This is a genomic window from Haloplanus salinarum, assembly GCF_009762275.1.
GTDB lineage: Archaea > Halobacteriota > Halobacteria > Halobacteriales > Haloferacaceae > Haloplanus > Haloplanus salinarum.
Map to the genome: position 1 here is coordinate 1,903,039 of NZ_CP034345.1, position 12,585 is coordinate 1,915,623.

General features: G+C 69.3%; 16 protein-coding genes. 11 read left to right on the forward strand and 5 right to left on the reverse strand.

What is annotated here, in order from left to right; all coding sequences use genetic code 11:
- The first annotated feature begins 6 nt into the window (after positions 1–6).
- Positions 7–693 carry a V-type ATP synthase subunit D gene (locus EI982_RS11145; RefSeq protein ID WP_157689776.1) on the forward strand — a complete coding sequence of 229 codons (687 nt, stop codon included), beginning with the start codon at positions 7–9 and terminating at the stop codon, positions 691–693.
- The gene (locus EI982_RS11150) at positions 694–1,083 is read left to right on the forward strand and encodes a DUF6276 family protein (protein WP_157689777.1); all 390 of its coding nucleotides are present in this window, start codon (positions 694–696) and stop codon (positions 1,081–1,083) included.
- Here the strand turns inward: EI982_RS11150 and EI982_RS11155 are convergent.
- Positions 1,080–2,312, reverse strand: a complete 1,233-nt coding sequence (locus EI982_RS11155; RefSeq protein WP_157689778.1) for a glycosyltransferase family 87 protein — start codon at positions 2,310–2,312, stop codon at positions 1,080–1,082. The two genes, EI982_RS11150 and EI982_RS11155, sit on opposite strands and share 4 nt — an antisense overlap.
- A gap of 40 nt (positions 2,313–2,352) precedes the next feature.
- On the reverse strand, positions 2,353–3,597 hold the full coding sequence (gene prf1 / locus EI982_RS11160; RefSeq protein WP_157689779.1) for a peptide chain release factor aRF-1: 1,245 nt from the start codon (positions 3,595–3,597) through the stop codon (positions 2,353–2,355).
- Positions 3,598–3,700: 103 nt separating this feature from the next.
- Here prf1 and EI982_RS11165 point away from each other — a divergent pair, with 103 nt between their 5' ends.
- The 5 genes from EI982_RS11165 (at position 3,701) to EI982_RS11180 (ending at position 7,442) form a co-directional block, all read left to right on the forward strand.
- Positions 3,701–4,657 carry a nucleotide-binding protein gene (locus tag EI982_RS11165; RefSeq protein ID WP_157689780.1) on the forward strand — a complete coding sequence of 319 codons (957 nt, stop codon included), beginning with the start codon at positions 3,701–3,703 and terminating at the stop codon, positions 4,655–4,657.
- A 38-nt stretch (positions 4,658–4,695) separates the two neighbouring features.
- Positions 4,696–4,824 (forward strand): hypothetical protein, encoded by a 129-nt coding sequence (locus EI982_RS18925; RefSeq protein ID WP_257628097.1) that lies wholly within the window; start codon positions 4,696–4,698, stop codon positions 4,822–4,824.
- A gap of 109 nt (positions 4,825–4,933) precedes the next feature.
- Positions 4,934–5,650 carry a DUF120 domain-containing protein gene (locus tag EI982_RS11170; protein ID WP_157689781.1) on the forward strand — a complete coding sequence of 239 codons (717 nt, stop codon included), beginning with the start codon at positions 4,934–4,936 and terminating at the stop codon, positions 5,648–5,650.
- Entirely contained in the window at positions 5,647–6,336 is a 690-nt protein-coding gene (ribB, locus tag EI982_RS11175; RefSeq protein ID WP_157689782.1) for a 3,4-dihydroxy-2-butanone-4-phosphate synthase, read from the forward strand. Before EI982_RS11170 ends, ribB begins: the two co-directional genes overlap by 4 nt.
- Positions 6,337–6,494: 158 nt before the next feature.
- Complete coding sequence (locus EI982_RS11180) at positions 6,495–7,442, forward strand: branched-chain amino acid transaminase (protein WP_157689783.1); 948 nt, start codon at positions 6,495–6,497, stop codon at positions 7,440–7,442.
- Here EI982_RS11180 and EI982_RS11185 read toward each other — a convergent pair whose 3' ends face one another.
- Positions 7,443–8,078, reverse strand: a complete 636-nt coding sequence (locus EI982_RS11185) for a DUF502 domain-containing protein (RefSeq protein WP_157689784.1) — start codon at positions 8,076–8,078, stop codon at positions 7,443–7,445.
- Positions 8,079–8,169: 91 nt separating this feature from the next.
- Here EI982_RS11185 and EI982_RS11190 point away from each other — a divergent pair, with 91 nt between their 5' ends.
- From EI982_RS11190 to EI982_RS11205, 4 genes are all read left to right on the forward strand, one after another.
- The gene (locus EI982_RS11190) at positions 8,170–8,712 is read left to right on the forward strand and encodes a CDP-2,3-bis-(O-geranylgeranyl)-sn-glycerol synthase (RefSeq protein ID WP_157689785.1); all 543 of its coding nucleotides are present in this window, start codon (positions 8,170–8,172) and stop codon (positions 8,710–8,712) included.
- A 46-nt stretch (positions 8,713–8,758) separates the two neighbouring features.
- Positions 8,759–9,280 (forward strand): orotate phosphoribosyltransferase, encoded by a 522-nt coding sequence (gene pyrE, locus EI982_RS11195; RefSeq protein WP_157689786.1) that lies wholly within the window; start codon positions 8,759–8,761, stop codon positions 9,278–9,280.
- Positions 9,281–9,362: 82 nt separating this feature from the next.
- Positions 9,363–10,763, forward strand: a complete 1,401-nt coding sequence (locus EI982_RS11200) for an NCS2 family permease (RefSeq protein ID WP_157689787.1) — start codon at positions 9,363–9,365, stop codon at positions 10,761–10,763.
- Between the two features lie 59 nt (positions 10,764–10,822).
- Positions 10,823–11,083, forward strand: coding sequence for a glutathione S-transferase N-terminal domain-containing protein (locus EI982_RS11205; protein ID WP_157689788.1), 261 nt, complete (start codon positions 10,823–10,825; stop codon positions 11,081–11,083).
- Positions 11,084–11,093: 10 nt separating this feature from the next.
- Here EI982_RS11205 and EI982_RS11210 read toward each other — a convergent pair whose 3' ends face one another.
- Together EI982_RS11210 and EI982_RS11215 are read right to left on the reverse strand one after the other, a co-directional pair.
- Positions 11,094–11,477, reverse strand: a complete 384-nt coding sequence (locus EI982_RS11210; protein ID WP_157689789.1) for a cupin domain-containing protein — start codon at positions 11,475–11,477, stop codon at positions 11,094–11,096.
- Positions 11,478–11,502: 25 nt separating this feature from the next.
- A complete protein-coding gene (locus tag EI982_RS11215) occupies positions 11,503–12,474 on the reverse strand; it encodes a transcriptional regulator (RefSeq protein WP_157689790.1) in 972 nt (323 codons plus the stop codon).
- Positions 12,475–12,585: the final 111 nt, after the last annotated feature.

The window sequence follows — 12,585 nt, forward strand, 5'->3', positions numbered from 1 at the left end:
TCACCAATGGCCGAGGACGTCAAACCCACTCGCAAGAACCTCATGGCGATCGAGGACCGGATCGAACTCTCCGAGCGGGGGCACGACACGCTCGAACAGAAACGGGACGGCCTCATCATGGAGTTCATGGACATCCTGGACCAGGCCCAGGACATCCGCGAGGACCTCGACGCGAACTACGAGACGGCACAGCGAAAGATCAACATGGCGCGGGCGATGGAGGGCGACGTCGCCGTTCGCGGCGCCGCCGCCGCGCTCAAGGAGCACCCGGAGATCACGACCCAGTCGAAGAACATCATGGGCGTGGTCGTGCCCCAGATCGAGTCCTCGCGCGTGCGAAAGAGCCTCGATCAACGTGGCTACGGCCTGCTCGGCTCCTCGGCCCGCATCGACGAGGCGGCCGACGCCTACGAGGAACTCCTCGAATCCATCATCCTCGCCGCCGAGGTGGAGACGGCGATGAAGAAGATGCTGACCGAGATCGAGACCACCAAGCGCCGCGTCAACGCCCTCGAGTTCAAACTCCTGCCCGACCTCCACGAGAACAAGGAGTACATCGAGCAGAAACTCGAAGAGCAGGAGCGCGAGGAGATCTTCCGCCTGAAGAAGATCAAGGCCAAGAAAGAGGAAGAGGAGAAAGACGACGCCGAGGAGGAAGCGGAGGCCGCCGACCCCGTCACCGCCGACGACTAGATGCCCTGTCCCGCCTGCGGCACCGCCACGCTCTCCTTTCGCGTGCCGCCGGCGCTCCGCGAGCACGCGCCCGAAGCCGGCGACGCCGCCGCCATCTGTCCGACCTGTCTCCGGACGCACGCGGTCGACGCCGACACCGAGTCACCCGATTTCTCGACGGTCCACCCCGCGTTCCCGAGCGGCGAGGCGGGCGCGGCACTGGCGCTCGCGCTCGGCCTCCTCGACTCGCTGGCCCTCCGTCGGGACGCGGTCGACGCCTGCTGTGCCCACGCCGAGCGGGCGGGGGCTGACGTCCTGTTGGCGCTCGACCGACTGGCGGGCGACGCGGCGGTCGACCCGCACGTCGACCTCGACCGTCGCCGCCGGCAGTTGGCCGAACTCCTCCGTTAATCCCCGCGCCGGCCGACCGCGGACGCGAGCGAGCGGGCCGCTCCGAGGTCGGTCCCGCCGGCGGCCGCGACGCGGGCGGCCGCGAGGCCGACCAGCAGGAGGTTCCCCCAGAGCCCCGGCTGGATGAGGAGTCCGGGCACCCACTCGGGGAGCAGCAGACCGGCCGTTCGGAGGCCGTAGGAGTGGACGTGGAGCAAGAGGAGGCCGACGACGGGGACGGTCGGGCGGCCGTCGGGGCGGTCCAGTTCGGCGGCCAAGAGCAGGACGACGGCGGGGAGGGCGGCCGCGAAGTAGTAGGTGTAAGTCAGCGGTGCGAGCAGGGGGACGGCGGCGAAGCCGAGGGCAGTCACCTCGCGGACGGCGTCGGTGGAGGCCCGGAGGACGCCGACGACGATGGCGAGGCTGGCGAGGACGCGGATCGCCAGGCCGTACGGTACGTCGTACAGCGGTCGGTAGTACGGCGGAAGCCAGATACGTGGAGACCGGGCGACGCTCCCCGTCTCGACCCCCCATGCGAGCACGTCGAGGAAGGTCCGGTGGGCCTCGACGCCGAAGAGGAGGACGGACAGCGCGAGGAGGGCGAGGCCGCCGACGACGGCGCCGGCGAAGCGGTCCCGGTCGCCGAGCAGGTGGGCGCCGGCGGGGGCGTACGGGAGTTTGACGACGCCACAGCAGGCGGTGAGTGCGCCGGCGAGATGCGAGTGGCCGCGGAGCGACGCCGACGCGGCGAGGGTGAGGAGGGCTGTCAGTCCGGCGGCGGTCTGTCCGAGTTTGACCGCGAGGAGCACCGGCTGGAAGCCGGCGACGAGCGGGAGGATCGCGACCCGCTCCCGGGGACGGAGGGGGACGCCGAGGGCGCCGACGAGTCGCTGGATCGCGATCCAGAGGAGGAGGACCGCACACGCGGTCCACAGGATCGCGGCGGGACGGAAGTCGAGGGCGAGACGGAAGGGGACGAACGCGAGGAGTGCGATCGGGGGGTAGAGGTAGCTGCCGTGGTAGCCGCCGTTGTCGTTGCGGGCGTAGAGCGACTCGCCGGCGACCCAGCGGTCGACGGCGTTGGCGTAGGCGCCGAAGTCCCAGAACCCAAAGCGGGGGGCGACCCCGATGGCGCGGAGATACCAGTCGACGGCGGGGTAAGTCGCCAGCGCGAGACCGGCGACGAGTGAGACGGCGACGAAGAGGGGGGCGTCGTCGCGCCGGGCGAGCAGTCGGCGGAGGAGGGACATGGGGTCGTGGCTGGAACGGCGACCGTCAAAAGCGACGCGGTCAGATGCCGGTGGAGTACCGCAGGATGCCGGCGACGCCGCCGAAGGCGTCGTAGAGCTGTTCGCCCTTCTCGAAGTCCGTACTGATGAACTTCGTCTCGGTACCGCGCTGTTCGGCGATGGACATCAGGTGTTCGATCACGTCCTCGCGTTCCTGCACCTCGGCCTCGCTCCCGTCCTCGCACTCGTGGTCGGGCGTCGAGTTGCGGCGGTCGATCACCTCGAACTCCTCGACGCCGTCGCAGTCGTAGACGACCACGTCCTTGCGGAGATCCTCGCTGATGAGCAGGCGGTCGACGGACCCCATGACGAGGTTCCGGCGGGTCTGCTCGAACCCGTAGGTGGCGAGGTCGCCGGAGTGGAGATTCTCGAAGAACTCCTCCATCTGGACCTTGTCCTTCATGATCTCCTGGTCGGCGAGGACGTCCTGTGCGGCGTCGACCAGGTCGTAGAGCCCCGATTCGTCGGTGTAGGACACGTCGAACTTGCCGACGACGTGGTCCTGGAGTTCGTGGTGGAGGTAGTCGCCGTCTAGAAATTCGTCTTTCGTCGGCGAGGGGCCGCCGACGAGGATGCCGTCCAGGTCGTGTCGCTCCGGGACGAACAGGTCGTTGGCCATCTCCGCGACCTCCTGGTAGAAGTTGTCGATGGCTTCGAGACGAAGGCGGGCGAACCGCTGGGCGGACTGGCCACCCTTCCGCTGCTTGCCGGGGACGAGCGAGGAGGCGCTCTTGACGGGTTCGACGCGCTTGCCCTTCAGCCAGCCCACGTTCGCCTCGCGGCGGTCGAGGACGATGAGGCCGAACAGCCCCTTGTCGGAGAGCATCCCTTCCAGGGGCTCCGTGAGGAAATCGGAGTCACAGTGGTAGCGAAAGGACTGGATGGGATCCGGGGGGCTCTCCAGCACTTTGGTCACCATGTCGGTCTGGCCGCCGCCGGCGTCGACGGCGCCGCTGAAGATGACGATGCCGTTCTCGGGGGGGTAGGTGTCGTAGTAGCGGAGGCGGTCCTTGATGCTCGTGAGGGCGTCCTGGACGTTCGTCCGGGTCTGTTTGGACTTGATGTTGCTGGCCTCGGAGTGTTCCTGGGTGACGTGGGCGACGACCGAAGAGATCTGCTTGTCCGGCGGGATGTAGATGGTGACGAGTTGGGTGCCGGAGCCCTCGTACTCCTTCAGGTCCTCGATGACCTTCCGGAACTCGTATTTCCGACGGTCGTCGTCGGCGTCCTGCGTGTCGGTACTCATTGGTGTTCCTAGCCCCGCCCGCGGCTAAGTAACCTTTGACTGGGGGCGTCGGCCGTGATCGGGGAGTAGAGTTATATGGCCGTCGGCGGAGGTTCACCACGAGATGACCCGGGTGTACGCGGTCGCCAGCGGGAAAGGCGGCGTCGGCAAGACGACCACGGTGGCCACCCTCGGGGCCGTCCTCGCCCGGGCGGGACACGAGACGGTCGTCGTGGACGTCGACCTCGGGATGGGGAATCTGGCGGGCGTTCTCGGCATCGACGTCGACACGGGGGCGACCCTCAACGACGTGCTCGCGGGGACGGCCGACGTCGCGACCGCCGTGCGCGAGGGGCCAGTCGGCCTGTCGGTCCTCCCCGCCTCGGACGACCTCGACGACTTCGGGAAGGCCGATCCGGAGGGGCTACCGGCGGTCCTCGAGGCCCTCGACGCGGACGTCGTCCTGCTCGACACCTCGGCGGGACTGAGCCACGACAGCGTCGAACCGCTCCGGGTCGCCGACGAGGTGGTGCTGGTGTCGACGGCCGAGCGGGGGGCGATCGGCGACACGGCGAAAACCCACGAGGTGGCGACTCGGTTCGGGACGCCCGTGACCGGCGTCGTCGTGACACGGACGGGCGCCGAGACGGACGCCGCGTCGGTGGGCGACCGCCTCGGCGTCGCGGTGCTGGGATCGATCCCCGACGACCCGGCCGTGGCGGCCGCGGCCGCGGACGGGGAACCGCTGGTCACCGCCGCACCGTCGTCACCGGCGACCGCCGCGTACCGCCGGCTCGCCGTCGCGCTAACCGGCGACGACTCGATCACCGTGACGACCGACGAACCGACGTCACCGACCGACCCCGAGGGCGTCGTCGTCGTCGACGCCGAGGCCGTCGCCGGCGACGACGAGGGATCGGCCGACTGGGAGGAGGTCACCGGCGAGACGGGGACGGTCACGCTCGACGAATCCGACGAATCGGACGAGGACGTTGCGACCGCTGGCGACGAATCCGACGAATCGGACGACAGTGACGACGCGGACGAGCGCACCGGCTTCCTCCGCTGGCTCCTCGGGTGAACGGGAAACCATTTGGGACGCCGGACCAACGGGCGGATATGGCAGAGTCGAACGCGGTTCCGTTCTGGTGGGTACTGTTGTTCCTGTTGCTCGCACTCGGCATCGGCGCGTTCGCGGTGTCGAGCATCGGCGGCTCGCTGATCGCCGGGGCCGTCCTCCCGGTGTGACGGCGGGCGCGCGAGCCGTGGATCGGAGCGGGACGGCCGCGAATCATCACGAATATGTTACGCATACCGTATTCGGTATGCTTATACGCGGCGAGCGACAATCCGGAGTATGGCAGAGAGCGCAGCGGCGTCGTCGGTGAGCCACGACGAACTCGCCGCCCTGAAGCGTATCGGCCTCGACGGTGGGCTCTCGGGGCGGACGAAGGTCTCGTGTTCCGGGCTGGCCGAGCGCCTCGACGCGTCGGCACAGACCGCCTCCCGCCGCCTCCAGCGGCTCGACGAGGCCGGACTCCTGAACCGGGAGCTGCTGGCCGACGGCCAGCTGGTGACACTCACCGACGCGGGGGTGTCGGCACTGCGGCGCGAGTACGCCGACTACCGGCGGCTGTTCGAGGACGACGCGACGCTGTCGCTCGACGGCACCGTCACGAGCGGCATGGGCGAGGGGCGCCACTACATCTCGCTGTCCGGCTACATGCGTCAGTTCCGCGAGCGACTCGGCTACGAGCCGTTCCCCGGGACGCTCAACGTCGAGTTGACGGCCGAGAGCGTCCGTAGCCGCGGGGAGATGGACGCACTGGAGACCGGAACGACCCGCATCGACGGCTGGGAGGACGGCGACCGAACGTTCGGGCCGGCGACGTGTTACGCGGCCCGGATCGACGCCGACGCGGGCTCGTACGACGGCGCACACGTCATCGTTCCGGACCGGACCCACCACGACGAGACGCAACTCGAACTGATCGCCCCGGTGAAGCTCCGCGACGAACTCGCCCTCGAGGACGGGGACGGCCTGACGGTCCACCTGGGGGGCGAAGGGACGTGACGGTTCAGGGCCGCGGGGAGTCGACGGATCCCGATGGGGACGCACTCGACCGCGCCGTCGCCGCCTTCCGCGCCGGCGAACCGGTGCTCGTCCACGACGCCGACGACCGCGAGGGCGAGACCGACCTGCTCTACCCCGCGAGCGCGGTGACGCCGGCCGCGGTCGCCCGGCTCCGCAACGACGGCGGCGGCCTCGTCTTCGTCGCGCTCCCCGACGCGGTCGCCGAGCGGTTCGACCTTCCGTTCCTCCACGAGGTGCTCGACCACCCGGCGAACGACCACACCGACCTCGGCTACGACGCCCACCCTTCGTTCTCGCTGACGGTCAACCATCGGGACGGGTTCACGGGCGTCACCGACGACGACCGAGCGCTGACCATCCGCCGGCTGGGCGAGGTGAGCGACGAGGCGGGCTACGGCGTCGAGGCCTTCGCCGAGGAGTTCCGCACGCCCGGGCACGTCCACCTCCTGCGGGCGGCCCCGGACCTCCTGACCGAGCGCCGCGGCCACACGGAACTCGGACTGGCGCTGGCCCGCGAGGCCGCCGTCTCCCCCGCCGTCGCCGGCTGTGAGATGCTCGACGACGGGACGGGCGGGGCGCTCTCGACGGCGGACGCGCGGGCCTACGCCCGGGAACACGACGTACCGTTCGTCGAGGGCGCGACGCTCGTGGACGCGCTCCGCTGAGCGGTCCGTCGCCCACGGCGATTCGCGCCGACGACCCGCACGGAAACTGTTAAGAGCGGATTGGGACAAATGACACCAACTCATGCTGCTCGATACGACGACTTCTCGCGACGGGACTCGGACGGGAAGCCCAGGCCGGCGCACGGAGGGTGCGTGAGATGGGCTTCGAAGAGATGCGCGAGGCCGGCGACGTCGACACCGTCTGGATGGACGGCGAGTTCGTCGACTGGGACGACGCGCAGATCCACGTGCTCACCCACGGCCTCCACTACGGCACGGGGGTCTTCGAGGGCGTCCGCTGCTACGATACGGAGGATGGCCCGGCCATCTTCCGGTGGGAGGAACACCTGGATCGCTTCTACCAGTCGGGGAAGCCGTACAACCTGGAGGTCCCCTTCGACCGCGAGGAACTGACCGAAGCGACGAAGGAACTCATCCGCCGGCAGGATCTCCCCTCCTGTTACATCCGACCGATCGCGTACTACGGCTACGACATGCTGGGGTTGAGCCCCGAGACCTGTCCGGAACAGGTGGCCATCGCCGTCTGGCCCTGGGGAGCCTACCTCGGCGAGGACGCGCTGGAGCAGGGCGTCGAGGTCACGGTGTCGTCGTGGCAGAAGTACTCCTCGGCACAGATCCCGACCAACGCCAAGACGACGGGCCCGTACGTCAACAGCGTGCTGGCGAGTCTGGAGGCAAAGCGGGAGGGGTACACCGAGGCGCTCCTCCTGAACGGCGAGGGCAACGTCGCCGAGGGTCCGGGCGAGAACCTGTTTCTCGTCCGCGACGACGAAATCTACACCCCCGGCCTCGCCGAGGGCATCCTCGACGGCATCACCCGGAACACCGTCATCACGCTCGCGCGCGAGCAGGGGTACACCGTCCACGACGACGCGACGATCAGCCGGGGCGAACTCAACACCGCGGACGAGTTGTTCTTCTCGGGCACCGCGGCGGAGGTCACGCCGATCCGCAAGGTGGACAACGTCGTCGTCGGCGAGGGGAGCCGCGGCCCGGTGACCGAGGACATCCAGAAGGCCTTCTTCGATCTGGTCGAGCGCCGCACCGACGCCCACGAGGACTGGTTCACGTACGTCGACGTGTAGTCACGGGTCGGCGGTCCCGTCGTCGGTCGCCGTCCCTGGCTCGGCCTCCGCGCCGGCCTCTTCGACGGCGGTGTCGATCCGCTGGGCGTGTTCGTCCTCCGCGAATCCGGCGCTGAGGATGCGCGTCAGCGCCTCCTCGACGCTCTCGCCGGTCTCCTCGATCCGGTCGGGGGCCACCTCGATGACGAACCCGGTGGTGATGTTCGGGGCGGTGGGCATGAACAGGACGACCTTGCCGTCGGCGGTGGTCTGCCCGGTCTTGAACGCGGTCATGTCGATCCCGGGCCAGGTCTCCAGTCGGACCGGCTTCTGGAGGTCCTCGGTGCCGGTGAGCGCCGTCTCGACGGCGAGTTTCGAGGCGTTGTAGAGGATCCGAATGAGGGGCACGTGGTTCATCGCGCTGTCGAGGACGCGCTCGAACAGGCGACCGGCGGTCGTCCGCATCAGGTAGCCGACCGACAACACCAGCATGACGAACACGACGAGCGCGACGGGGACGCCGTAGTAGGGTGGGAGCGTCCGGACGACGGGTAGTTCCGCGACCCTGGCGTACAGCCAGTTGAGGACGAACAGGGTGACCAGGATGGGGACGAGGACCACCAGTCCGCTGGCGACGTCGCGTCTCCACGAGGACATTACCGGGGGATGGAGTGCTGGGGTCTTCAGCGTGTCCACGTCCCGCCGCGAACCGCCGGGGCTTTTCACCCCCCGGTCATCTACGGGAGGTATGGTGGTTTCGCTCGTCGCCGGCGCGCTCTGGGCGATGCTGCCGGCGTACGTCCCGAACAACGTCGCGGTCCTGGCCGGCGGCGGGCGTCCCATCGACGGCGGGCGCACGGTCGACGGCCGTCGGCTCCTCGGCGACGGCAAGACCTGGCGCGGCACGGCCGCGGGCACCGTCGCGGGCGTCGCGCTGGCGATGGGGCTCGACGCCGTCCGACCGGGCGCCGCCGCGGCGCTCGGGGCCACCCTCCCCTCGTTCCCGCTCCGGGCGGCGGTCGGCCTGGCGCTCGGCGCGATGCTCGGCGACATCGGCGCCTCGTTCGTGAAGCGACGCCTGGACCGCGAACGCGGCGCCGCCGTCCCGGGCCTCGACCAACTCGACTTCGTGGTCGGGGCGCTCGCCCTGGCGGCCCTCCTCGCGCCGTCGTGGACGCTCTCGACGTTCTCGCCCGCGCGTCTGGCAGTGATCCTCGTCGCCACGCCCCTGCTCCACGTCACGACCAACGTCGGGGCGTACCTCCTCGGCCTGAAGTCCGAACCCTGGTGAGCGGGGACCGTCCCGTTTATATCCGTTCGCGGCCCCGGTCACGCCAATGGCGGATCAGGACCTCATCGCGGCGCTCCGGGACGCGGACGCCGTCGAGTTCGGCGAGTTCGAACTCTCCCACGGCGGGACGAGCGACTACTACGTCGACAAGTACCTCTTCGAGACCGACCCCGAGTGTCTGCGGCTGATCGCCGCGGCCTTCGCCGAGCGGATCGACGAGCCGAAACTCGCGGGCGTCGCCCTCGGTGCGGTGCCGCTGGTGGCGGTGACGAGCGCCGAGACCGGCCGCCCCTACGTCATCGCGCGCAAGCAGGCCAAGGAGTACGGGACGGGCAACCGCATCGAGGGGCGACTCGACGAGGGCGAGCGCGTGGTCGTCCTCGAGGACATCGCCACGACGGGGACGAGCGCGCTCGACGCCGTCGAGGCGCTCCGGGAGGCGGGCGCCGTCGTCGACCGCGTGCTGGTGGTCGTCGACCGCGGCGAGGGGGCGAGCGAACTGCTCGCGGATCACGGCATCGAACTCGACGCCCTGCTGACCGCCGAGGATCTGCTGGCCGGAGACTGAACCCTCATCGACGTTCGTCCGTATTTCGCGGGCGTCGCATGCCAACCGTTAAGTTCCACATCACGGATACGCTGGGGTATAGATGGCGCTGAGTGATTCGCTGGCGAACTACTTCGAGTTCGAGGAGCACGGGACGGATCTCCGCACGGAGGTGCTCGCGGGGCTCACCACGTTCCTGACGATGTCGTACATCGTCGTGGTGAACCCGAGCATCCTCGCCGGCATCCCCGGCGAGAAACCCGGGATCACCGTTCCGGGGTACAGCCTGCCGGAAGTACAGTCGATGCTCGCGGTCGTCACCATCATCGCGGCGGCGACGGCGACGCTGATCATGGCGTTCTACGCGAACCGCCCGTTCGGGCAGGCGCCGGGACTGGGGCTGAACGCCTTCTTCGCGTTCACCGTCGTCGGGGCGCTGGGTATCCCCTGGCAGACCGCGCTCGCGGCCGTCGTGGTCGAGGGGATCGTCTTCATCGTCCTCACGGCCGTCGGCGCCCGCGAGTACGTCATCCGGGCCTTCCCCGAACCGGTGAAGTTCGCGGTCGGTACCGGGATCGGCCTCTTTCTCGCCATCATCGGGTTGCAGGCGATGGGCATCGTCGTCGACGACCCCGCGACGCTCGTCCAACTGGGGGCGGTCGCCTCCGACCCCGTCGCCATCGTCTCCGTCGTCGGCCTGCTGTTCACGTTCGCGCTCTACGCCCGCGGGATCAGGGGCTCCATCGTCATCGGCATCGTCGCCACCGCCGTGCTCGGCTGGGTGGTCGCCAACGCGGGGGTCGTCGGGAGCGAGGCCGCCGGCCGACTCGTGGCGGGCGGTCCGAGCGCCACCTACGACATCACGCCGCTCGCGGGCGCCTTCCTCGACGGCCTCGCCGACATCGAGGCGTTCACCTTCGCGCTGGTCGTCTTCACCTTCTTTTTCGTCGACTTCTTCGACACCGCGGGGACGCTCACCGGCGTCTCACAGATCGCCGGCTTCCTCGACGAGGACGGCAACCTGCCGGACATCGACAGGCCGCTGATGGCCGACGCCGTCGGCACGACGGTCGGGGGAATGCTCGGCACGTCGACGGTGACGACGTATATCGAATCGGCCGCCGGCGTCGAGGAGGGCGGCCGGACGGGCATGACCGCCCTGGTGGTCGCCCTGCTCTTTCTCGCGTCGCTCGCGGTCGTGCCGCTGGCGGCGGCCATCCCCCTCTATGCCTCCCACATCGCCCTCGTCGTCATCGGCGTCGTCATGCTCGGCAACGTCGTCGACATCGCGTGGGACGACCTCTCCTATGCGATCCCCGCGGGCATGACCATCCTCGTCATGCCGCTGACCTACTCCATCGCGACCGGCATCGCGGCCGGCATCGTCACCTATCCGATCGTGAAGGCCGCCCGCGGCGAGTGGGGCGACGTCCGCCCCGGCCACTGGGCGCTGGCCGGCGCGTTCGTCCTGTACTACGTCGTACGGACGAACACCCTCGCGTAGCGGCGACGGCGGCACACACGCCCGCCGCCCTCAAGAGGACGGAGCCGCAAGTGCGGGTGATGTCGAACCTCGAACTCTACGAACTGCCCGGCTGCCCCTACTGTGCGAAGGTAATCGACAAACTCGACGAACTCGACCTGGAGTACGTCTCCCACGAGGTGCCCCGATCACACTCCGAGCGGACCGACGTCGAGGAAGTGAGCGGACAGACCGGCGTGCCGGTTCTCGTCGACCCGGACAACGACGTCGAGGGGATGCCCGAGAGCGACGATATCGTCGAGTATCTGGAGGGGACCTACGGCGCCCGCGCGGAGAACTGATCCGCGGCGGTCACTCGTCGGCGACGACGTAGGCCCCGAACCCCTCGACGCTCCCGACCGGCGGTGCGCCGAAGGCGAGCCAGACGTGTCGCTCGTCGGTGTGGTTACACAGGTTCCGGACCGTCTCCGGCGCGACGCGGACGACCCCGCCGGCCGGCACCTCGTGGACCTCGCCGTCGATGGCGATCTGACCGCCGGTCGTCGCCACGAACACCTCCTCCTGTCCCTCGTGGGTGTGTGGCGTCGTCACCTCGCCGGGGTCGACGAGCACCTGATTCACCCGGAGTTCGGTACAGCCCAGCGGTTCGGTCAGCTTCCGGACGACCGTCTCACAGGTCCGGAACGGCTCGGTCGACACTTCCTCGGGGTCGACGACGCTGAATCCGTCGGTCACGGTCGACCGACCGGCCGCGAGGGTCTTAACTCTCGGCTGGCGCCCGGGCGCGTTCGAGGATGAGGTCGCGGAGGTCGTCGGCGTCCCTGAGCGCGGCGAGTTCGTCCTCGCTCACCAGCGCCGTCCCCTCGACGGCGTCCCGTTTCTCGCGTTCCTCGGTGACGTAGACGGCCCGGGTCCGGGTCACCTCGCCGAGCGAGGACATGATCCGGGCGCGCTTCTCGGCGCTGCGGGTGAACGCGGAGTGGCCGGTAAGCAGGTTCTCGATCTCGCGGTCGCCGTCCTCGCTGACGGCCGAGAAGGGGGCCCGGTCCGTCGGGTGGACGGTGAAGCCGACGCGGGCGAGGACGGCGAGCACGTGATCCCCGTCGGGGTCGAGGGCCGGGTCCTCGGGGGTCGGGTCGGCCTCCCGCACCGCCTCGGCGCCGTCCATCACGTCCACGGGGTCGCTGAACGGCTGGTCGAAGAGCTCCTCGAGCTGGATGGCCACGTCGATGCTGGCGTTCATGCCGTCCTCGTACTTCGAGACGGTGCGCCGCGAGACGCCGAGTTCGGTCGCCAGCCGGCCGAGGCTCCACCCGCGCTCCTCGCGTTCGTCGGCCAGCAGGTCGCCGTCGATGTTGACATAGAGGCCGCCCGGCGCGGCGTAGATGAGCGGCGAGACGTTCTCGACGAACAGGTCGAAGGCCGTATCCGGGTTGATCGCCGGAATGCCGTGTCGGAAGTACACCACCTCCGGTTTCAGCTCCTCGTCGCGGGTGCGCAGGCCGATGACCAGCGGCGTCGCGGAGAGATACGACCCGAGTCGACGCATCTCGACGCCCGTCTCGGCATCGAGGCCGTCGACGTTGGCGAGGATCTTGACCAGAAGCAGGTCGTCGCCGCGGCGGGCCGCCAGGTCGAAGCTCTTGGGACGAATCGAACACCGGTCGCTCACCGCGAATCCCGCGTCTTGGAGCATCGCAGTGATGTTTCCGACCAGTGCTGACCGTGACATACCGAAAGGTAAGCGCCCCGCGACATATATAAGTTGTGTCGAAGACCTGCCCGTTGTCTGGCGATTGGCGCGTTGACGGGGGTGTGAGGGCTCGCTCGTCGACGCGAAACG

Excerpts from the sequence above, each read along its gene's own strand:
- EI982_RS11155 (WP_157689778.1), bottom strand. The coding sequence starts at position 2,312 with ATGTCCCTCCTCCGCCGACTGCTCGCCCGGCGCGACGACGCCCCCCTC.
- EI982_RS11150 (WP_157689777.1), top strand. The coding sequence starts at position 694 with ATGCCCTGTCCCGCCTGCGGCACCGCCACGCTCTCCTTTCGCGTGCCG.
- EI982_RS11170 (WP_157689781.1), top strand. The coding sequence starts at position 4,934 with ATGGCAGAGAGCGCAGCGGCGTCGTCGGTGAGCCACGACGAACTCGCC.
- pyrE (WP_157689786.1), top strand. The coding sequence starts at position 8,759 with ATGGCGGATCAGGACCTCATCGCGGCGCTCCGGGACGCGGACGCCGTC.
- EI982_RS11200 (WP_157689787.1), top strand. The coding sequence starts at position 9,363 with ATGGCGCTGAGTGATTCGCTGGCGAACTACTTCGAGTTCGAGGAGCAC.
- EI982_RS11180 (WP_157689783.1), top strand. The coding sequence starts at position 6,495 with ATGGGCTTCGAAGAGATGCGCGAGGCCGGCGACGTCGACACCGTCTGG.
- EI982_RS11215 (WP_157689790.1), bottom strand. The coding sequence starts at position 12,474 with ATGTCACGGTCAGCACTGGTCGGAAACATCACTGCGATGCTCCAAGAC.
- EI982_RS11165 (WP_157689780.1), top strand. The coding sequence starts at position 3,701 with ATGACCCGGGTGTACGCGGTCGCCAGCGGGAAAGGCGGCGTCGGCAAG.
- prf1 (WP_157689779.1), bottom strand. The coding sequence starts at position 3,597 with ATGAGTACCGACACGCAGGACGCCGACGACGACCGTCGGAAATACGAG.
- EI982_RS11185 (WP_157689784.1), bottom strand. The coding sequence starts at position 8,078 with ATGTCCTCGTGGAGACGCGACGTCGCCAGCGGACTGGTGGTCCTCGTC.
- EI982_RS11145 (WP_157689776.1), top strand. The coding sequence starts at position 7 with ATGGCCGAGGACGTCAAACCCACTCGCAAGAACCTCATGGCGATCGAG.
- EI982_RS18925 (WP_257628097.1), top strand. The coding sequence starts at position 4,696 with ATGGCAGAGTCGAACGCGGTTCCGTTCTGGTGGGTACTGTTGTTCCTG.
- EI982_RS11190 (WP_157689785.1), top strand. The coding sequence starts at position 8,170 with ATGGTGGTTTCGCTCGTCGCCGGCGCGCTCTGGGCGATGCTGCCGGCG.
- EI982_RS11205 (WP_157689788.1), top strand. The coding sequence starts at position 10,823 with ATGTCGAACCTCGAACTCTACGAACTGCCCGGCTGCCCCTACTGTGCG.